Source organism: Flavobacterium sp. LC2016-01 (assembly GCF_009711135.1).
Taxonomy (GTDB): Bacteria; Bacteroidota; Bacteroidia; order Flavobacteriales; family Flavobacteriaceae; genus Flavobacterium.
The window spans coordinates 112,592-133,770 of record NZ_WMIC01000008.1; the positions used below are offsets into that span (position 1 = coordinate 112,592).

A 21,179-nucleotide genomic window follows, 5' to 3' on the forward strand; every position below is an offset into this window, starting at 1 on the left:
AAAAAAAATAAAGAAAAATTTAAAAAGTAAATGTTTTAGAAATGAGAAAAATTATAATGTTGTGTTTTGTTTTTTTGTTTATTGGAAAAACGTTGGCGCAGGAAGTGCCGCTTTTATCCAATATAGCATCGCGAAATAATATTAACTTAAACGGAAAATGGCACTATATCGTAGACCCTCTTGAAAATGGCTATTATGATTATCGACTGATGCCATTAAAGGACAATGGTTTTTTCGAAAATAAAAAGTTCAATACGACGGAACTTTCAGAATATAATTTTGCAACCTCAGCAACGATGGATATTCCGTCTGATTGGAATTCAAAGGACCAAAGATTGTTTTTTTATGAAGGAACGGTTTGGTTTCAAAAAGACTTCACTTATAAAAAGACTTCAGAGACAAAAGGAATTCTTCATTTTGGAGCAGTAAATTATGATGCAAAAGTGTACGTGAACGGGAAATTAGCCGGAACTCACGTTGGCGGTTATACGCCTTTTAATTTTGATGTAACCAATTTATTAGTTGACGGAAATAATTTTGTAGTGGTGAAAGCAGACAACAAACGCCATAAAGACAATGTTCCGACAGTAAATATGGATTGGTGGAATTACGGCGGAATTACTAGAGATGTTACTTTGGCACAAGTTCCAAATACTTATGTGGAAGATTATCTGGTTCAATTAGATAAAAAAGAAAAAGGAAAAATTTCTGGCTGGGTGAAATTGAATAGTGAAACAGCAAATCAGTCGGTTTCGATTTCTATTCCCGAATTAAAAATCAAAAAAGACATTACAACCGATGCTAAAGGAATGGCTTATTTTGAAATAAAAGCCAATCCGGTTTTATGGACGCCTGAAAAGCCAAAATTATATGAGGTTGCAATAAGCAAAGCTGATGAAAACATTGCTGATAAAATTGGTTTCAGAACTATCGAGACTAAAGGAAAAGAAATTCTTTTAAACGGAAAAAAGGTTTTTTTAAGAGGAATCAGTATTCATGAAGAAGCGCCATTTAGATCAGGAAGAGCATGGTCTGAGGAAGATGCGATTACTTTGTTGACTTGGGCAAAAGAAATGGGCTGTAATTATGTTCGTCTGGCCCATTATCCGCACAACGAAAATATGGTGAAACAAGCGGAAAAAATGGGATTGATGATTTGGTCTGAGGTTCCGGTTTATTGGACCATTTCATGGACTAATCCAGATACATACGCCAATGCCGAACGCCAATTGCATGATATGATTTACAGAGATAAAAACCGCTGCGGTATTGTAATTTGGTCTATTGCAAATGAAACACCACATGGTGACGATAGAGACATTTTCCTAAGTAAATTGGCTAAATATGCAAGAACACAAGATAATTCCCGATTGATAAGTATGGCGATGGAAGTAACTAAAAGTCCGAACAACGTTAATACGCTGCAAGATAATATGAATGAATATGTTGATATTGTTAGTTTTAACCAATATTTGGGCTGGTACAGAGGAACGAACGAATCTTGCAAAGACATGAAATGGGTAATTCCGTATAATAAACCAGTTATTGTAAGCGAATTTGGAGGCGAGGCTTTACAAGGTTTGCACGGCGATAAAAAAGAACGCTGGAACGAAGAATATCAGGAAGAATTATACATTCAAAATACGCAGATGTTTAATCGAATTGAAGGTTTAGCCGGAGTTTCGCCTTGGATTTTAGTTGATTTCAGATCACCAAGAAGACAATTGCCAAACATTCAGGATTTCTTCAACCGAAAAGGTTTAATTTCTAGCAACGGAATTAAAAAGAAAGCTTTTTATGTGATGAAAGATTGGTATGCGCAGAAAGAGAAAGAGTATAAGAATAATTAAAGGTATTTTAAAATAAAGCGGAAAACCTTCAGAATCATTTAGATTTTGAAGGTTTTCTGTTTTTGCGTATTTTTAACTGAAAAAATATAAAACTTGTATGGAAATAGAAATAGTAGTCAGGCTTCTTTTAGCGGCATTTTGGGGAGCTTTAATTGGTGCTGAAAGAGAATATAGAGGAAAAGCAGCAGGTCTTCGAACTACAATAATGATTTCTGTAGGAGCCTGTTTTTTTACCTTCATGTCGCAATGGATTGGCGGAGTTGGAAACCCAGACAGAATTGCTTCAAATATTGTTACTGGCTTAGGTTTTCTATGTGCTGGAGTAATTTTCAGATCAGATAATCATGTTACGGGAATTACAACTGCAGCAACAATATGGTCGGTTGCGGCGGTGAGTATGGGAGTAGGAGCGGGTTATTATTTTGCTTCGGCCTGCGCTGCGCTGATGATTCTTTTAATTTTAACGCTTCTTACGTTTCTTCAAGATAAGATTGACCTCAGCAATGAACATAAAATCCTTCGTATAACATTTAATCGTAATAATGACGGCTATGAAAGATGCAAAGAATTATTTTCAGATTATTCAATAAAATCAAAATTGGTTATCCAACGTCGCAATCTGGATCATATTACTTTAGAATGGCAGGTTCATGCTTCTAAACATGCGATGGAATCATTGTCTGCAGCACTTTTGAAGGATCCAATTTTTGATGAACTGGTGTTGTAATGTGGCAAGTTTAAAAATCTACAAAAAGAGCCTTTCATAGAAAAGAGATTACTTATTTTAAACGTATTTTTGCCGACTGAAATTAAAATCACTCATGATAAAAATTAATCAAACGGAGTCATTCGCTTTTGAAGATATTGTATTCTGTTTTGCTTTAGAATCTGAAGCAGCAGAAGTTTTTAAAGGACATAATGTGGTCTTTACCGGAATAGGGAAAGTAAACGCAGCTTATGAATTGACAAAAGCAATTCAAAATAAAAAACCTTCTGTAATAATAAATCTTGGCTCAGCCGGAAGCAGCAGTTTTCAAAAAGGAGAAGTTGTTTGCTGTACGCAATTTGTGCAAAGAGATATGGATGTTCGCGGTTTGGGTTTTGCACAATATGAAACACCTTTGTCTAGCTTGCCTACAGTTCTTAAATATGGTCTGCTTATGGATAATTTGCAGGAAGGAATCTGCGGAACCGGCGATAACTTTGAAATGGAACATTCCTCAGATGCGTACAATGTTGTAGATATGGAAGCCTACGCTTTAGCCATGATTTCAATGAAAGAAGATATTCCGTTTTTATGTCTTAAATACATTTCTGATGGTGCCGATGACAATGCCGCCGAAGATTGGACTGTTCAGGTTCATAAAGCAGCAATTGCTTATGGCAAACTTTTAGGATTAATCTAAAAACAGAAAACCCTTAACGCGATCGTTAAGGGTTTTCTGTTTTATAATTTTTTTATTTTACTAAATAATCAACTTGATCTGCTTCGCAAAGTCTAAAATAACCCAAAGCATAATCATCAGCATTGTTTGTGTTTACAATATTTCCTCTAATATTTCCCGGCGGTACCGTAAACGGATTTGAGTTTGAAGCATCCAAGATCAACTTCATATAATTGAAGAAATTTTTAGAAACCCCTCGATGCGTAATTTTTAGAGTATTTCCCGTTTTCATATCTTCATGAGAATATCTTGTACTTATTTCATTTCCATTATACAATTCATCATTAGTGATTTCGTATTCTGGATATATTAAAAATTCGCTCTGATAATCCGTTATATAATAATTAGCCTGATCTATAGGATCTTTATAATAAAAAGTAACTTCAATAACATCTTTTCCTCCAAAATCAGGAACAATATTTTGCTCTATTTTATCGATTGGAGTTGCAGAAGTCAGCTTTTCAGTCGCGACTAAACTTTTGCCTTCTGCTTGAATAAATAATTTATACTCCATGTTAATTACTGGAACAAAATTAGTACAGACATAAACTCCCGCTTCGGTTTGATTAAAAGTGAAAACATCGCCATTGCTGTTTTCAACTCGCACAATCGCACCAGAAACTTTTGGTGTTGTTCCATTGTAATAAGAAGCCGTCTTGCTGATTTTTATAGTCTGTTGACTGCCGTCGGTTCCTTTTTTCCAGATGATCTCGGCGTCGATTACTAATCTTGGATCAGCAGTGTCTAAATCAAGATTTACAACATCTTCGCACGAAGTGAAAAATAGCATAAAAAGCAAACTCATTAATGTCAATGTTTTGTTCATTATAGTATATTTTTTTATTTTTTTCATAGCATTAAAATTTGAAATTATAAGAAACTCCCGGTACGATTCCGAAGATTGAAAGTCTTCTGGTTTCATTTGCTCCTGTATCTTCATTAGTTGTAAAACTCATCGATGCCGCATTTTTTCGGTTATAAATATTGTAAATGCTGAATACCCAATAGCTTTGCCAGCCTTTCTTTTTGTCTGGTTTTGGAGTGTAAGTTGCGGCAACATCTAAATGGTGAAAAAGAGGCAATCTGTTTTCATTTCGCAAAGAATAATTTGGAACATGAACACCTCCAAATTCATAATAACCATTCGGATACGTCACCGGCTGACCTGACTGCAATGTGAAATTTCCATTAAAAGACCATTTCGGATTCAATTCATAACTTCCCACAAGACTCAAATTATGCAGTTTGTCATACCCTGATAAATACCAGTCGCCATTTGCAATTCCAGGTTCTTCAGGAGTTCTTCCTGGTGTTTTTTGTTCTGCTCGTGATAAAGTGTATGAAACCCAACCAGTGAATCTTCCCGTATTTTTTCTAAATAATAATTCCATACCGTACGATCTGGCTTTTCCGGTAAGAATAACCTGTTCGATATTATTGTTGGCCAAAATATCGGCACCGTCAATATAGTCAATACGGTTTTGAACATTTTTATAAAACAATTCTCCTTCAAAAGAATAATCATTGTCTTTAAAATTTTTGAAATAGCCCATCGCATATTGATCCAAAAGCTGTGGTTTTGTAAACGGTCCGCTTGGTGTCCAGATATTCATTGGCATTGGCGACTGGGTATTCGATAAAATATGGATATACTGCGCCATTCTGTTATAACTTGCTTTTATCGAAGTATTGTCATTAAAAGCATACGATAATGCGGCTCTTGGTTCAAAGTTGCCAAAATTACTGATGGTTTTTCCACTTCCATAATATACAGATCCGGTTGGAGTTCCTTCTTGATAAATTTTATACAACGGATTAAAAACAACAGCTTGATTGTTTTCGTAAGTGCTGATTTCTTCTGAGCCTAAGCGATAAAACATACTGTAACGAAGTCCGTAACGGAAATTCAGCTTTTCGGTAATCTGATTTTCAAAATCGATAAATGCCGAAGTTTCAAAAGCATATTTTTTGTCTAATTGTTTGTAATTAAACTGCGAATCAGAACTTGTTGGCTGAACAACTCCAGGGTTGAAATTATAATACAAACCATCAATTCCGTAATTGATTTTGAATTTTTGTGACAGCTGATAATTCCACACATATTTAAGTCCATAACTGCTGATCTTGCTGTCCCATTCAAAATTTTCAGATGAAATTCCTAAATTGAATTTATAATCGCTGTAAAAAGCAGATAAATTGCTGTTCAAACGATCAGAAAAGGAATGCTTCCAGCTTAAAATTCCCATTGTATTTCCGTATTTGCTCGAAAAACGATCATTGATATCGAATACATCATTTCCAAAATAACCAGAAAATGCAATGGTATTATTAGCATTGAAACGATAATTTAATTTCGCATTCAGATCATAAAACATTGCCGAGTTTTTGTTGTCAGCTAGTTTCATAAATACGTGCGCATACGAAGTTCGTCCCGAAAGTATAAAGGAACCTTTTTCTTTTTTAATTGGACCTTGAACTAAAAGTCGGCTTGAGATAAGTCCAATTCCTCCGTTTACTTTATAATTTTCGAAATCTCCAGTTTGCTGCGTAACATCTAAAACAGAAGAAACTCGGCCTCCAAATTTTGATGGAATTCCGCCTTTGTATAAATCCAGACCATTAATGATATCAGCATTAAAAATGGAGAAAAAACCAAACATATGCGAATCGGCATAAACAGGAGCTCCGTCCAAAAGAATCAAGTTTTGATCTGCGGCGCCTCCACGGACATTAAATCCTGAAGAAGCTTCTCCAGCATTTGTAACTCCTGGCAAAGTTAAAATCGATTTTAAAGGATCAGGCTCGCCCATTGCAACAGGGATTCGCTTAATTTCCTGCATAGAAAGACGGTTGACACTCATTTGAGTATTTTTAATATCAACAGCTTTATTGCCCGTTACAATCACTTCGCCTAATTCTTCACTGTCCGATTCTATATTAAAATTGATTGTGGCATCATCAGAAACACTAATTTGTTTTTCCTTATCCTTAAATCCAACATAACTAATGACAAGAGTATAAGTTCCATTCGGAATTTCGATGCTGTACTTTCCGTTAACATCCGTTACGGTGCCAGTTTGTAATTCTTTAATAAAAATATTGGCACCAATAACGGGTTGTCTTTCATCATCAAAAATCTGTCCTTTTAGCTTGCTTTTTTTTTTAGCCGATTTCTGAGTTTGAGATTTCTGTTTTACAAAAATATTATTGCCCACAATAGAGAATTGTATAGAGGCAATTTTGTTTAATTCTGAAATAAGCTTTTCAATTTCGACTTGTTTAAAAGTGTTTTTTTTAGTGAAATACTTTTGACTGGTGTCGATTTGATCTGTGAAAGCAAATTTAAAATCGGTTTGGTTTTCAATTTGCTTAAAGAATTCTTTTAAGGTTACATTTTGATCTACAGTTACTGTAATCTTTTGGGCTGAGACACATAAGCTGAATAAAAAAAAGCATGCTGAAATTATATGCTTCATGAAATTTTGTATTTTTGAATATTATTAAATGGAATAACCTCGTGTTATCCTGAATATGAGAAGGATGTGTAGTTTCGCGGCTTGCATCCTTTTTCTTTTCTATTGAAAAGTAATCTGTTTTAAATCTTCATTTATTTCAAAATTTAGGTTATACATTTCTGATATTAATTGTACAATTGTTTTTAAAACTTCTTTTTTATTGATTCGGATTGTGATTTTTTGGTCTAAATTTTCTTTCGGAAGAATCACTTTATAACCGTAATTTTCTTCGATATAAGTGCTTAGAACACTCAGTTTTTCATTGTCAAAATCGATAAAGCGGCTAAATTCAGTAACTGCAGCAGTTTCGTTTCCGTAAGTGAATTTTTCACCAGGTTTTAAAATCCACTTTTGATCGTTGCCTTTTACATTCATTTGAACGCTTCCTTCATAAAGTTCAACAGTAACTTCTTTTTTGTCTGATTCTTTCACAATAAAAGAAGTTCCTAAAACAGTAGTCGTAGTTTCATTGCAGAAAACCTGAAACGGATGCTTTTTGTCTTTTGTAACTTTAAAATAAGCCTGGCCAATAATTTCAATTTTTCGGTTTAAAGCGAAATTATTGCCATAAGTGATTTTGGAGTTCGGGCTCAATTCGACTTTTGAATCATCTGGCAAGACAACATATTTTATTTTCTGAGTTGTATTTTCAATTACATTTTCAGCCAGAACAACATTTTCTAGTTGAGGTTTAGTGTTGAAATAAAACCCAGTTCCAATAAGAACAAATAACAAAACTGCCGCTGCGGCATAATAACGCCAAGGTGCAGTTTTCTTTTTCTTAACGGCAAAAGTTTTCGAATGGAATTTTTCCCAAGAGGCTTCTTTCTCACTTTCTGAATGCGAAGCTGGAGTTTCCTTCCATAATTTTTCAAACTCTTCGTCAAAGTTTTCTTTATCCATGATTTCTTGGTTTTAAATGATCTGGCAATGAAATCCCTGTTTGTTAAAAACACCATAAACCATTTCCTTGATGTCTCGGTTGGTTTCAATTCGCAAAATTTTTTCTCGATTTTTAGAATCAAATTTTATGATACAATCAGAAATAGTGAATTGTAAAAGAGCAACAAGTAAGCTTGCATCTTTTTTAGTTTTTACATTGGTTTTATACGCTTCAATATGCATTTTGAGTTCTCGTTTTTATATATAACAAACGAGAAAGGAAAAGTTCCTAATGCTCTGCGATTTTTTTTCGAATAAATTTACTGGCAAGATAAATATGATTGGCAATGGTCTTTTCAGAAAGATCCGTAATTTCTGCAATCTCTTTATAGCTAAGGTTTTCCAGTTTGTGTAAGGTAAATATTTTTTGCTGCTGTTCAGGAAGCTGATTTATAAAAGCGTATAATTTTTCTTTCCGTTCTTCAAAAATTCCAGAATCTGTTTCTTCTTCTAAAAGATCAACTTCAAAAGTGTCAAGCTGAATTATTTTGCTTTCTCTGTTAATATGATTCAGAATGATGTTTTTGCAAATGGTAAATAACTGTTTGTCAAACAAAACATCTTCGTTGAGGAGTTCTCTTTTATTGTAAAGTCTTAAAAAAGTTTCCTGAACAAAATCATCGGGAGTTAAAACAGAAGAATTAAATCGTTTGGCAATGCTTATCAGTTTGTCGTAGTAATTGAAATACACCTCTTTGAAGGTGTCTTCATTGCCTTTTTTCAAACTTAAAATAAACTTTTTATTGTCCATAACGAAAATACCGCGACTAGTTTTAACTAATCTAAACTCAATGAGTTCAATATTATTGCAATTTAGAAAATGACGAATCTAAAATTGTGATTGTAATAAGTTACAAAGAACCGTAATTTAATTTTAAAGTTTGACGCTGTTATTGAAAAATGTTACAGTAATAGTGATGTTTTCTGTTTTTGGCAATTCTTAGATTCTTTTAAAATTCTTATTTCAAAAGTAATTTTCATTTTCAGTACTTAATTTCATAAATCTATCTTACTTTAGACCAAAAAATAAACATTAAAATTCTGACATTTAAAAGCTCAAAATCTAAAATATGGAGAACTTTATTCTATTTGCCTTGTTTGTATGTGTAGTTGTCTTGTTTAACAGTCTTTCTAAAGTAAAAGAAGAAAACGAAAATCTTGAGTCTCTTTTTAGAAAAAGCAGGGACGACTATAATTCTTTGAAAAATGAAATTAAAGAGATTAAAAAACAAATAGCGCAACCTAATTTTGTTGCTGAAGATTTACCCGAAAAAATTAATGAAGTTGAAATAATTTCTGAACCAATAGTTGAAGTTTCGCCTTCGATAATTCCTCTTGACCTTAATAAAGTTGAGGAAGTTATTCAACATGAAGAAAATATCATTCCTGAAGAAGCGCTCGAAAAACTTGCTTTGGAATCGCCAGTAATTCATGTTTATGACGCAGACAAAATTATTGAAGCGAATAAAACTCCAGAACCAGCAGCAAATATCGAAACAGAGCCAATTCTTGAATTAGAAAAGCAAACTGAACCTCAACATTACGAAGAAGAAGTTTATGTAGAAAGTGCTTTTTCAATTTTTATAAAAAAACTGGAACAGCAGTTTGCCGAAAACTGGACTGGAATTTTAGGAACTGCCATAATGGTTTTGGGAATTGGTTATTTAAGCATTTATACCGCTTTGAAAGTTTCGCCAATGTTCCGAGTTTTAATTCTTTGGCTTTATGCTGGAGTTTTAGTTGGTTCTTATTACTTTTTGAAGACAAAAGAAAAATGGTTTAAAACAGGGCTTTGGCTTCGCAGTGCCGGAGCAAGTTTGTTTTTGTTTGGATGTTTTGGCGCTTCGCAAATTCCCGCGCTTACTTTTATAGAAAATATTCCGCTCGCTTATTCATTACTCGGATTTGGAATTGCAATCAATTTATATGTAGGGTATATTATTAGGCAGCAAACTTTTTTATCACTGCACGTGATTTTGAGTATTTTGATTTTATGTGTAATTCCGGAAAAATTGTTAATTACATTTTTGCTGGCGTCATTAACAGCAACAGCAGGAATTATTTTGTCTTATAAAGAAAAATGGGAATATCATTTATTGATTGTTATTTCGGCTTTTATCATTTTTGATATTTGGTTTACACAAGGTGCACATAGTTTAAATTCGTCTCAAAACATTTTTGCCATCTTGGGTATTATTTTGGTTTCTGTAAGTTGTATGTACATGCAATACAGAAGCATTTATGCCGATACTCGTTTTGACCGAATTGCTTTTATAACACATCTTACCAACTGGATTTTATTTGCTTTAGGATTGATTTTACATTCAACAGGAAGTAAAATCAAAATATTCGTTCTATTTGCAGCAGGAATTCTTTGTCTTTTTGCAGCTCTTTTTGCCAGAAAGAAAAAGATTTTTTGGCTGTATCATTTAGACGGAATGGTTTCGTTTCTACTCTTTGCGTTAAGCATTATTATGCTTAATGACTGGAAAGTAGGTTTAGATGTAATCGCTTGTGGCTTATACTTTTTAGTGATTACTTGCTTATTTATCGTTTATAAAAGTGGGGAAATTTTATTGCATAAAATATTTTTAGGTATTAATCATGTTTTAGGTCTGTTTGTTTTGGGTTTTTTTGTTGTCAGCACTAATCCATCTTTCCAAGAAGTCATTATTACAAATGCTTTTGCAACGTTAATTGTCATGACTTTCATAACGTTAATTGTTTCGGTTTTCTGTGCTGTAAAAAAGGAGTTTTTAGAAATTGACTCTTTTATTATTAAAAGGGATTTGAGTTTAAACGGAATTCTCTCTGTTCTGTTTTCAATACTCTTTTTTATAAGCTGGTATCACACAATCGAAATTTCGTTTTATTACCCACTTTTATTTTTGGCTTTGCTGTGGTGCTTTTTACGATTCAAATTCAAAACCAATACTTTTGATTTAGGCCGATTTACTTTTTTAAACATAAGTATTGTTGCAGGATTAATATTGATGCTCACAGAAGCTAAATCTAATGTAGATATTCTTTACGCTTTAGGAATTGTTTCTGTAATAACATCGAACTGGTTTGTGAAATTATTTTATACCGATGAACGTACTATAAAAACTATTGGAATAATTGGTGTAAATGCTTTGTTGCTTTCGATTTTGTATAAATATGGAGCCGGTTATAACATTATCCAGATTTTTGGATTGTTTGGAATAGCATTGCTAAATCACGAATTTTTGTGGATTCAGTTCAAACGAAAATCACTTTCTATAGACAACCAAGTCTTGTTGTATCTTTTTTGTCTTGTTTTTTCAATATTCGGAAGTTTCTTCTTTTTATACAATACCCAATTTTTAAATAATACCGAAATCGGATTAATTGCTGTTGGACTTTCTATTATCGAAACGTATATTTTATTTGCCGATAAAATCAGAAACAAATCGGATGAGGTTATTTCTGGCTGGGCAAATTTCAATACGCTGCATTCTGAATTGATACTTTTTAACGCATTAGTTTTTGGGTTTTCTTGTATCCAAATAGATTATATTCCAGTTTATTTGGGAGGTTTAGCGGTGATCACTTTTTGGATCTTTCAGAGAGTAGAAAAAATGAAACGCTACAATATTTACTCTTTTGTGTTGTTGATAGGCTCCGTACTTCTAAGTATTTATTTAGCCGTTTCTAGAACAAATAACGTTAGTGAAAATATACTTTATGGTACGCAAATAACAACTATTTTATTATCTGTCGCTTACAGTTATCTGCAAATAAAAAGTCCGAAAGAAGAAGGAAAAATGTTCAGCACAATTTTGCCTGTTATCCAAAATTTATGGATAATAGCTTTACTGTTTATTCAGGTAGAGACAGTTTATTTAGCCCCAATATTTATGCTGCTGGCAATTCTTAATTTTGGTTTGATTTTGTACAGAAAAATAGATTTGCCTTCAGAATCGGTTTTGGTTATAGGGCTTTTATCTGTTCTGACGTCTGTTTTTTACAGTATCAAAACGCTTAATAGTTTTACTTTATTAGACTGGATTTTACAGCTTTCAGCCATTGTTTTGTTGATTGTCTTAGTTCTTTTAATTCATAAAAAAGAGTTTATTAAATCGCTGAAGATAGATTATCAAATTGCTGTAAACATTTGGCTTTCTATTATTATGTTCACGCAATTAGAACACAAATGGCTTCCTGTATTTTGGGCAACAACGGCTATTGTAAACTTATTACTGTATTATAAAAAGATTGGAAACAAAAAAGAAATCAGTATTCTTTATTATTTGCTGGCTAATTTTCATCTAGCATTTGTAAGTTTCAGTTATTACGATTCTAAATTTGAATTTGTTTACCTAATCATATTTGCCTTATTGGCATTGTATATTTTTATTATTTACAAATACATCGAAGACTTTGAGTTTAGAAACAGTATCATTATTTATCCCGCAACATTTAGTATCGGATTGTTTTTATTTCTTTCGTTTGACAAAGGAATCTTAACATTCTTCTGGATTTTAGAATCATTAGGTTTGCTGATACTCGGAATTATTCTAAAAGAAAAATACTTCCGTTACGTTTCGCTTTCCTTAGTTGGTGTCTGTGTCGTTCGATTAATGTTTTTCGATTTGTCAAATGCCGATTTCCTAATCAGAGCATTAGTTTTATTAGGTGTTGGAGTAGTGCTTTTAGTGATGAATACTTTATTTAAAAAATATAAAGAGCGATTTGATTAAAAAAGAGTTTTGTTATATAAAAAAAGCCACAGGTTCAAATAAATGAATTTGTGGCTTTTTTTAATTCAAGTTTCGGATGAATTGGTATAACAAGTTCTTAAGCAGAAATGCTTAAGGATTTGTCTTCCCTATAGGAAACGGATCTATTTTTCTTCTTCTAAATTATCAGCAGCAGAAATCTGGTCCAGTATATTGGTCTGGTTGGGTGAAATATAGTTTTTTACTTCTCCAGTATTTTCTTTCTTAAAAAGAATATCTAAGGCATTGTATAGTTTTAATAAAACATCTCTATCAGCTTTTTCGATTTCTAAAGCGGTATTAAAATTAAAAACGTAATTATTAGAATTACGTACTTCTACTTTTATTGTTTTTGATGTGATTTTAAACTTGACAATATCCATTGTTTATAAATTACTTAGATTGTAAATTACTATTTTAATGAGGGTCATGTAAATATAACCACAATTCCGCTATAATTACAAACTGTTATAAATAAAAAAACATCACTTTAATAAGTGATGTTTTACCTAGTAGCGAGGACGGGAGTTGAACCCGTGACCTCAGGGTTATGAATCCTGCGCTCTAACCAACTGAGCTACCTCGCCTGGACTGCAAGTGGAATGATTTCCTCATTGCGGGTGCAAAGATAGAAATAATATTAAAGCGTACAAGCATAAAATGAAGAAAAAAAAATATTTTTAAAAACGCATTGTTTTTGGACATATATTCTTATATTTCGAAAAAATTAAACGCAGCACATGGATTCAAAAATACGTTACGAAATCGAGTTCCCGATCAATTCTTCGCCGCAATTATTGTATCAATATATATCAACGCCTTCAGGTCTGTCAGAATGGTTTGCAGACAATGTAAATTCAAGAGGCGAATTTTTTACTTTTATTTGGAATGACTCACAGGAAAAGGCGCGTTTGGCATCTAAAAAAACAGGTGAAAAAGTAAAATTTAAATGGGTTGATGAAAGCAGCAAGGATACGGAGTATTTTTTTGAACTACATATTTTAGTAGATGAATTAACGAAAGATGTGTCTCTAATGGTGGTTGATTTTGCTGAAAAAGAAGAAGTAGGTGAGGCTAAACAATTGTGGGAGAATCAAATCTCAGATTTGAAACATCTTATAGGTTCTGTTTAGTATAAAACTATTTTATCCCTTATATTTGCCCTGAACAAAATTCAGGGTTTTTTTATGATCAATTTTAACGGAAACATAGCGCAGGAAGAAAATATACTAACTCAAAATCGTGCTTTTTTATACGGAGACGGCGTTTTTGAAACAGTGAAAATTATAAACAATAAAATTTTGTTTCTTGAAGATCATTATTTCCGTTTAATGGCTTCAATGCGTGTCGTTAGAATGGAGATTCCTATGAATTTTACAATGGAATATTTTGAAGAACAAGTTTTAAAGCTAGTTCAGGAAAAAAATATTGCAGCATCAGCAAGAGCGAGAATCACTGTTTTTAGAAATGATGGCGGATTATATTTGCCAAAAACCAATGAAGTTTCGTTTTTAATTCATGCAACGCCTCTTGAGAACACTCTGTACGCTTTAAATACGTCTGAATATGAAGTTGATTTGTATAAAGACTTCTATGTGACAAAACAATTATTATCGTCGATTAAAACGACAAATAAGATGATTAATGTAACAGGAAGTATTTTTGCTCATGAAAATGGTTTGGCAAATTGTATTTTAGTTAATGATACAAAAAATGTAGTTGAAGCGCTTCAAGGAAATCTCTTTATGCTTTCGGGTAAAAAATTGATTACACCGCCAATTTCTGAAGGATGTTTGAACGGAATTATGCGCAAGCAAATTTTGGCCTTGGCAAAAAAAGTGGAAGGCATAGAAGTACTAGAAGAGATAATTTCACCGTTTGATCTTCAAAAAGCGGACGAATTATTCTTGACAAATGTAATCACAGGAATACAGCCGATAACCAAATATCGAAAAAAAGAGTTTACAAGTAATCTGGCTCATTTATTAGTGCAGCGACTAAATGATTCCATATCTGAAAATTAATTCAGATATGGGTTTTCAGGTGCATTTGACCAAATAAGATAATCACCGCCAAGCTCAAGAATTTGTTCTTTCCAGAAATGCGTGGTTGATTTCCCGATAATTTTGTTTTTGTAATTATTATCAGCGATGATCCAGGAGTTTCCCTGCATTTCATTTTCAAGCTGATTTTCGTCCCAGCCGGTATAACCTAAGAAAAAACGAATATTATTTTTACTAATAGATCCGTCGTTTATTAAGTCTTTCGTCGATTCAAAATCGCCTCCCCAATAAATTCCATTAGAAATCTCGACACTATTCGGGATCAGTTCTGGAATATTGTGAATGAAATATAGATTGTCCTGCTCAACAGGGCCTCCGTTGTATATTTTAAAATTGGCATCAATCTCTGGGATTAAATCATTAATAGTATATTTTAAAGGCTTATTAATGATAAATCCAATTGATCCTTCTTTGTTATGGTCTGCTAATAAAATTACCGATCTGTTAAATGATAAATCTCCAATTATTGAAGGCTCGGCAATAAGCAGGTGTCCTTTTTTTAATTTTTCTGAAATCATACGGCTACAATTTTTATTAAATTTAGTCATAAAATTTTGAACTGCACAAAAAAAATCGTTAAAGCGCACAAAAAAACCCTCCTAATGGAGGGTTTTAATTATATTATAAGTTTAGAGAACTTTCTTACTTAGTTCACTGCACCTTCTAATTCAGCTCCTGCTTTGAATTTTACTACATTTTTAGCTGCGATTTTGATAGTTTTTCCTGTTTGAGGATTTCTACCGTCTCTAGCAGCTCTAGCAGATACTGACCAAGATCCGAAACCTACTAATGAAATTCTTCCTCCTTTTTTCAAAGTAGTTCCTACATTTCCTAAAAATGACTCTAAAGCTAATTTTGCCGCAGCTTTTGTGATTCCTGCATCAGCAGCGATAGCATCGATTAATTCTGATTTGTTCATAATAATTAGTTATTAATTGTTGGTTAAAAAAAATTGTTAATACACAAATTTAGTAGGAAATCCGTTGCGTGCAAGTGTTTTCTTTAATTTTAGCAATAATTGTTAATAACTTGTTTTTTTTGTTCATAAAGCATGTTATTCATCGATAAAAATCAGGTAGAAACCCCTGTTTTACTGAGGTTAATAGACCTTTGCACTATCAGAAAAAGTAATGCCATTTAGTATTTCTGCGGCCTGCATTCTCTTTTTTCCTGGAAATTGCAAGCTTAAAAGCTGAATGAAGCCGTCTTTAACTGCAATTTTGATTTCTTTTTTACTGCTGATCAGTTTTCCAGATTCGTGTGAATGTGTTTCCAAAATCAATTTTGCATCATAAATTTTAATGTTCAATTCTTCATTTTTATCTTTCAAAAAACACCAAGATGCAGGATAAGGACTTAAACCGCGAATTAGATTGTTGATTTCGTCTCCAGATTTTGTCCAGTCTATTTTACAGTTTTCCTTGTTTAGTTTGTATGCTGTTTTGATTTCGTCATTGTCCTGTTGAATTGTAGTGGTTACATTTCCGTTTTCAATAACCTTTAAAGTGTCAATTACAGTTGTGCTTCCCAAGTTCATCAATCGGTCGTGCAATTGTCCGGCATTTTCTGTTGGTTCAATCGCAATTTCCGAATTTAAAATCATTGCTCCGGTATCAATTTTATCATCGATAAAGAAAGTTGTCACGCCGGTTTTGGTTTCACCATTAATAATAGCCCAATTTATTGGGGCCGCGCCACGATAATTTGGCAGCAGCGAAGCATGAAGATTAAATGTTCCTAAACTTGGCATTTCCCAAACTACTTTTGGCAACATTCTAAAGGCTACAACAATTTGTAAATTGGCATTCAAAGCTTTTAATTCGGCTAAAAAACTTTCGTCTTTTAAATTTGTCGGCTGTAATAAAGTAAGGTTGTTTTCTAACGCATATTCCTTCACTGCTGAATATTTTATTTTTTGTCCGCGTCCAGCCGGTTTATCTGCAGCTGTAATAACGCCGACAACATCGTAATTGTTTTTGATAATGGTATCCAAAATGCCAACAGCAAATTCTGGAGTTCCCATAAATATAATTCGTAATTTTTCCATTATGTTTTTAATGTGTATTTATTGTTTGCCAAAATAACGATGTGATTATTTTCTAATAATTCCTGAAGAACTACAATCACATCTTTGGCGTCTAGTTTGATTTGATTCTGAATTTCTCGCGAAGTTAATGCAGTTGCTTTTAATAAATGAAGAATTTTATCAGCAATAGAATCGGCTTCTGTAATTTTTCCTTTTTGAGTAATGCAATAGGAGCAAACGCCACAATTCGATTTTGTTTCTTCTCCAAAATAATCCAAAACCAATCTATTCTTGCAGGTTTTGTCTTCCTTTATATAATAGAGTACAGACGAAAGCTGATCGCGTTTCAGTTTGTTTTGTTTTTCCAGATATTTTGAAACTCGGTTTATCGTCAAATCATCTTCGCGTACTTCATTAAATAAAATTGTCGCGTCGTTGTTTTTAGATTTATATTCGATAATATCTTTTTCTTTTAATTTTTCTAGAACTACCGAAACCTGCTCTTCAGTATGATTTGATTTTTTAGCAATCAGCGAAAGATTAAGCGGTGTTTTCATTTCGTGAACTCCAGGATATGTTCTTAAAATTGCCAAAATAATTTCTTCATCATTTGGATTCAGACTCATATATCGAATCACTTCTTTCGATTCAATTAAAAATTGCATCGTAACTTTTTCTGAAAATTCCTGAGACATTGTAATGATTCCCTGCTGATTCAAAAACTGTAAAGCATTATAAGTTTTTAAAGTTGGGAAATCATATTTATTGCAAAAGTGATTCAATTTAAACGAATATGAATCGTCTAAACCTTCGCCATAAGCAATCTGAAAATAATTACAGAGTTTGACGTACATCGTTTTAAGAAACTTTTTATCTGGCAGGACATTTATAAATTGCTGTTCTGTCTGGTTTGCATCAGAATTGTTGAATAATAAAACCGAAAATGCTTTCTCGCCATTTCGCCCCGCTCTTCCAGATTCCTGATAATAATTTTCTAAGTTTTCAGGCAGTTGTGTGTGAATAACCGTTTTTACATTGTCTTTGTCGATTCCCATTCCAAACGCATTTGTGGCCACAATAACCTGCGCTTGTTCAGACATCCACAATTGCATGTTTTTATCTTTTTCCTGAGAAGAAAGTCCGCCATGATAATATGTTGCTCTAAATCCTAATGATTGTAATTGAGTTGACATATTCAGGCACGATTTTCTATTTCGCACATATATAATAGAAGGCTGGGGATTTTTCTTTAAAATCTGTTCAACGCGATACAATTTGTCTTCAACTTCAAAAACCATGTATGCAATATTTTTTCTTTCAAAAGATTGCTGAAAAAGTTGGGTGTCTTTTAATCCTAGCTCTGTTTTAATGTCTTCTACAGCTCTTGGTGTTGCCGTTGCAGTCAAAGCCAAAAATGGAATTTTAGGAAAGAATTTTTTAAGTTCCGAAATTTTTAAATAAGCCGGCCTAAAATCATGACCCCATTGCGAAACACAATGCGCTTCATCAATAGCAATTAAATTTATAGGAAGATTTTTGATTCGCTCCAAAATCCAGTCCGATTGCAAACGTTCTGGAGAAAGATAAAGGAATTTGTAATTTCCGAATTGACAATTGTCCAGAAGATCAATAATTTCTTCAGTATGAATGCCGCCGGTAAGTGCAATGGCTTTAATATCTCTTTTTTGAAGATTTGCGACTTGATCTTTCATCAAGGCAATCAAAGGCGAGATAACCAAACAAATTCCTTCGTGCATCATAGCAGGAACCTGAAAACAAATCGATTTTCCGCCTCCGGTTGGCAGCAGCGCAAAAGTATCTTGCCCTTCTAAAACCGATTCAATAATTTCTTTTTGTAAAGGTCGGAAACTTTCGTGTTTCCAGTATTTTAAAAGAATTTCTTGTGCTTCCTGCATGGCCAAAGTGTTAAAGTTAAAAATTTAGAAATCAGTTTCTAGTTTTGCAACTTTAAACCCGGATGCTAAATTTTGTCTAAGATATAAAGAATTCTGTTTTCAACCGTATCTTTAGGAACTTCAATTAAATCGTAACCGTATTTCTTGTACGTTTCAATTAAGTGTTTCTGAATTGTCAATGCCTGTTCGAAATTCTCATAACGCTCTGTGTCGCTTTGATAAATTTCTTCCCAAGGGGGTAAAATAAAAGTTTTAGAATATTTAAAATCCTCACATGCTTTTACAAAATTTTCTGGATACTCGTCGCCAATATAATCCATATAAGCCACAACATCTGGAATGCCGCGATCAATAAAAACTACATTATCAGGTTCTTTTTTAGCGTTTTCAAACTGTTGAATACGTCCTTCTAAAAGCATTTCGCTAAACAATAAAGGCTGTTCCAAGAACAATTGCTCGATGCCTCTTTTTTGAGCTTCAAGTGTAACTTCTCTAGAAATTTCAGGGTAACAACAATAGCCACGAGCGACTAATTCGTTTATAAGCGTAGATTTTCCCGTACCAGGACCGCCAATGAGAACTATGATTTCTTTTTGCACTATTCTAAAAATAAAGGGCAAATTTACCTAAACTTATTCATAATTAAAAAGAATATTTGCTTGAAGCGAAAAATTTGGCATTTTTAGCAGGCATGGGTTCCTGCTGTCCACTGCAATCTTTTGTTTTTTAAAGAAAAAAACAAAAGGATTTCCGCTTCCATCAGGGCTAGAGGAGAGGCATGGTTTTGTTTTTGATAAATATATTTTATAATGTTCAATTAAACTATGCGCTTCCAGAGATATTTAAATCTGAATAATTATGCTTTGTTAGATTGATTTTTAAACTAATGTTGCAATTTCCACCATCAGACATATCTATTAAAGAATATTTATAATCATTTTTATGGAAAGAATCTTTACAATAAGAGTTTATCAAAATTTCTTTTTCTTGTTTTTCATTTATTACAATAATGCATTGATTGATGTATTTGTCAAATTTTTCTAATTTTGATGCATTATCAGAGAAACATTTTCTTAAAATTTGATCAAGTTCGGTCAGCTCTTTTTGGTTTAAATCTGCTGGTTTTAAAGTTTTTGTCTTATCGTGAAAATATCTTTCATGAAATTTTGGTTCAAAAATAAAAAATGTATAGTTATTATAATTTTGAAAATCTAAGTTGTTTTTTGTTTGAAGTAGGTTTTTTGTTATTTCAATTTTTAAAGGAAAATCTCCTCCAATAAATTCAATGAAATTATTTTTGATAACTGCCTTATCACTTCCATTATAACGAAATCTTGTTTGGCTGAAATAAACGGTGTCATTTTTAGAATAGCAGAAATCATTGAATTTTTCTAATTTTTCGTGATTTGCATCATTGTCAATAATTGTAAAAACATAAGAGCTGTCAGAAAAATATTGAAATTTAAAACTTGCATCTCCAACAAAATTGTAATTATTTGTGGCGGAAAGTAGTTCTTTTTTTTGTGCCGACTTTTTAGTGCTTTCTTTACATTGAATCAATAATCCTGAAAAGATTATTGATAATATTATTTGTATTCTCATAAATTAAGTTACTTCGTTACTCACAAAACAAATATTTCTCCGAACCTTTCCCTTTTTTAGAAGGAACAATCAAATGCGATTCAAATTTCTTTCCTTTCAAAACATCATTCACAAAATCGAGAACATATTGTTGTCCATCGTGAAAAAGATAGCCTGAGAATTCATGTCCGCCTCCGCAAAAAGTAATCAATTCGATGTCTTTATGTAAATCTTTCATTTGATTATAAACTGCATAAGATCCAAAAAGAATCAGCCAGCCCGAAGCATTTGTAGGGCAGGAGCGATGAGAACCCGCACTGTACGGAACGGTATCATCATTGCTTCCATGCGCCAATAACATCGGAATCGCTTTTTCTTTGGTAATTAAATTAATATCCTGAATAGCTCCTGATCCTCCAATAAATCCGGCATATTTAAAGTTTTCAGGTAAATTGCTTTTGTATAAATTCATGAGTTTATAGTCCCAAAAGGAAGCTTGGAAACCAATTTCGGCACCGGCGCTAATTCCGGAAATAAATATTTTTGAAGTATCAAGATTATATTTATTTGCATTTTCAATTAAAAACGAAGTTGCCTGCCACATATCGCTCACGCCAATTTGAATCGCTTTTATTTTTTCGGTTAAAGTCCCTTTGCATCCAAAATCTTTTCCTTTCATATATAAACTGTATGAAATACTGGCAACCGCATAACCGTTTTCGGCCATAAATTTCCCGAATTCTTTTTCGCTCGTACGCTCTCCGCCAGAAAATCCACCGCCAAAAGCAAACATAATCAACGGAATTTTTTCGCCAGCTTTCTTCTTTGGCAGATATAAATCTAAATCCAGTTTTATAGTGTCATTTTGAAAATAGGTTAAAGTTTTGACTTCTTGGGCTTGAATATTGTGAAAAGTAAAAAATGTAAAAAGTAAGATGATAATTTTTTTCATTATGATATGTTTTAATGTCGAAGAGTTTGAACGCCAACTTGTCATCCTGAGGAACGAAGGATCACACAAGTAGCTCCGCACAGAAATTCTCCAATCTTTGTCGACGTTCTAGTGTGATCCTTCGTTCCTCAGGATGACAAAAAAACAAAA

18 protein-coding genes and 1 tRNA gene are annotated in these 21,179 nt (G+C 32.9%); 6 read left to right on the forward strand and 13 right to left on the reverse strand.

Annotation, left to right across the window (positions count from 1 at the left end; all coding sequences use genetic code 11):
• The first annotated feature begins 41 nt into the window (after positions 1–41).
• The 3 genes from GKZ88_RS16745 (at position 42) to GKZ88_RS16755 (ending at position 3,256) form a co-directional block, all read left to right on the forward strand.
• Complete coding sequence (locus GKZ88_RS16745) at positions 42–1,850, forward strand: glycoside hydrolase family 2 TIM barrel-domain containing protein (protein WP_155103496.1); 1,809 nt, start codon at positions 42–44, stop codon at positions 1,848–1,850.
• A gap of 97 nt (positions 1,851–1,947) precedes the next feature.
• Positions 1,948–2,577 (forward strand): MgtC/SapB family protein, encoded by a 630-nt coding sequence (locus GKZ88_RS16750; protein ID WP_155103497.1) that lies wholly within the window; start codon positions 1,948–1,950, stop codon positions 2,575–2,577.
• Positions 2,578–2,671: 94 nt separating this feature from the next.
• Positions 2,672–3,256, forward strand: a complete 585-nt coding sequence (locus tag GKZ88_RS16755) for a nucleosidase (RefSeq protein WP_155103498.1) — start codon at positions 2,672–2,674, stop codon at positions 3,254–3,256.
• Positions 3,257–3,308: 52 nt separating this feature from the next.
• On the opposite strand, the gene GKZ88_RS16760 is transcribed toward GKZ88_RS16755, so the two are convergent.
• The 4 genes from GKZ88_RS16760 to GKZ88_RS16775 form a co-directional block, all read right to left on the reverse strand.
• Entirely contained in the window at positions 3,309–4,148 is an 840-nt protein-coding gene (locus tag GKZ88_RS16760; RefSeq protein ID WP_155103499.1) for a DUF4249 domain-containing protein, read from the reverse strand.
• A 4-nt stretch (positions 4,149–4,152) separates the two neighbouring features.
• Positions 4,153–6,771 carry a TonB-dependent receptor gene (locus tag GKZ88_RS16765; protein ID WP_155103500.1) on the reverse strand — a complete coding sequence of 873 codons (2,619 nt, stop codon included), beginning with the start codon at positions 6,769–6,771 and terminating at the stop codon, positions 4,153–4,155.
• Positions 6,772–6,870: 99 nt separating this feature from the next.
• Positions 6,871–7,713, reverse strand: coding sequence for a FecR family protein (locus tag GKZ88_RS16770; RefSeq protein ID WP_155103501.1), 843 nt, complete (start codon positions 7,711–7,713; stop codon positions 6,871–6,873).
• Between the two features lie 268 nt (positions 7,714–7,981).
• Positions 7,982–8,503 carry a sigma-70 family RNA polymerase sigma factor gene (locus GKZ88_RS16775; RefSeq protein WP_155103502.1) on the reverse strand — a complete coding sequence of 174 codons (522 nt, stop codon included), beginning with the start codon at positions 8,501–8,503 and terminating at the stop codon, positions 7,982–7,984.
• A gap of 319 nt (positions 8,504–8,822) precedes the next feature.
• On the opposite strand from GKZ88_RS16775, the gene GKZ88_RS16780 reads away from it, so the two are divergent.
• Positions 8,823–12,473 carry a DUF2339 domain-containing protein gene (locus tag GKZ88_RS16780; RefSeq protein ID WP_155103503.1) on the forward strand — a complete coding sequence of 1,217 codons (3,651 nt, stop codon included), beginning with the start codon at positions 8,823–8,825 and terminating at the stop codon, positions 12,471–12,473.
• Between the two features lie 143 nt (positions 12,474–12,616).
• Here GKZ88_RS16780 and GKZ88_RS16785 read toward each other — a convergent pair whose 3' ends face one another.
• Positions 12,617–12,874, reverse strand: coding sequence for a hypothetical protein (locus tag GKZ88_RS16785; protein ID WP_155103504.1), 258 nt, complete (start codon positions 12,872–12,874; stop codon positions 12,617–12,619).
• Positions 12,875–13,004: 130 nt separating this feature from the next.
• Positions 13,005–13,078 (reverse strand) — tRNA-Met (locus GKZ88_RS16790).
• 153 nt (positions 13,079–13,231) lie between these two features.
• Here GKZ88_RS16790 and GKZ88_RS16795 point away from each other — a divergent pair.
• Together GKZ88_RS16795 and GKZ88_RS16800 are read left to right on the forward strand one after the other, a co-directional pair.
• Positions 13,232–13,624 (forward strand): START-like domain-containing protein, encoded by a 393-nt coding sequence (locus GKZ88_RS16795; protein ID WP_026727620.1) that lies wholly within the window; start codon positions 13,232–13,234, stop codon positions 13,622–13,624.
• A 54-nt stretch (positions 13,625–13,678) separates the two neighbouring features.
• Positions 13,679–14,515, forward strand: a complete 837-nt coding sequence (locus GKZ88_RS16800; protein ID WP_155103505.1) for an aminotransferase class IV — start codon at positions 13,679–13,681, stop codon at positions 14,513–14,515.
• Here the strand turns inward: GKZ88_RS16800 and GKZ88_RS16805 are convergent.
• The 7 genes from GKZ88_RS16805 to GKZ88_RS16835 form a co-directional block, all read right to left on the reverse strand.
• Positions 14,512–15,072, reverse strand: coding sequence for a YqgE/AlgH family protein (locus tag GKZ88_RS16805; protein ID WP_144338807.1), 561 nt, complete (start codon positions 15,070–15,072; stop codon positions 14,512–14,514). The genes GKZ88_RS16800 and GKZ88_RS16805 overlap by 4 nt on opposite strands.
• Before the next feature lie 128 nt (positions 15,073–15,200).
• Positions 15,201–15,473: an HU family DNA-binding protein gene (locus tag GKZ88_RS16810; protein WP_012022249.1), complete on the reverse strand. Its 273-nt coding sequence runs from the start codon at positions 15,471–15,473 to the stop codon at positions 15,201–15,203.
• A 180-nt stretch (positions 15,474–15,653) separates the two neighbouring features.
• Positions 15,654–16,601 carry a methionyl-tRNA formyltransferase gene (fmt, locus tag GKZ88_RS16815; protein WP_155103506.1) on the reverse strand — a complete coding sequence of 316 codons (948 nt, stop codon included), beginning with the start codon at positions 16,599–16,601 and terminating at the stop codon, positions 15,654–15,656.
• The gene (locus tag GKZ88_RS16820) at positions 16,601–18,496 is read right to left on the reverse strand and encodes an ATP-dependent DNA helicase RecQ (protein ID WP_155103507.1); all 1,896 of its coding nucleotides are present in this window, start codon (positions 18,494–18,496) and stop codon (positions 16,601–16,603) included. The genes fmt and GKZ88_RS16820 overlap by 1 nt, the downstream gene beginning before the upstream one ends.
• 65 nt (positions 18,497–18,561) lie before the next feature.
• Positions 18,562–19,095, reverse strand: a complete 534-nt coding sequence (locus tag GKZ88_RS16825) for an ATP-binding protein (protein WP_347343892.1) — start codon at positions 19,093–19,095, stop codon at positions 18,562–18,564.
• Between the two features lie 223 nt (positions 19,096–19,318).
• On the reverse strand, positions 19,319–20,098 hold the full coding sequence (locus tag GKZ88_RS16830; protein ID WP_155103509.1) for a hypothetical protein: 780 nt from the start codon (positions 20,096–20,098) through the stop codon (positions 19,319–19,321).
• 16 nt (positions 20,099–20,114) lie between these two features.
• Positions 20,115–21,029: a carboxylesterase family protein gene (locus tag GKZ88_RS16835; RefSeq protein ID WP_155103510.1), complete on the reverse strand. Its 915-nt coding sequence runs from the start codon at positions 21,027–21,029 to the stop codon at positions 20,115–20,117.
• Positions 21,030–21,179: the final 150 nt, after the last annotated feature.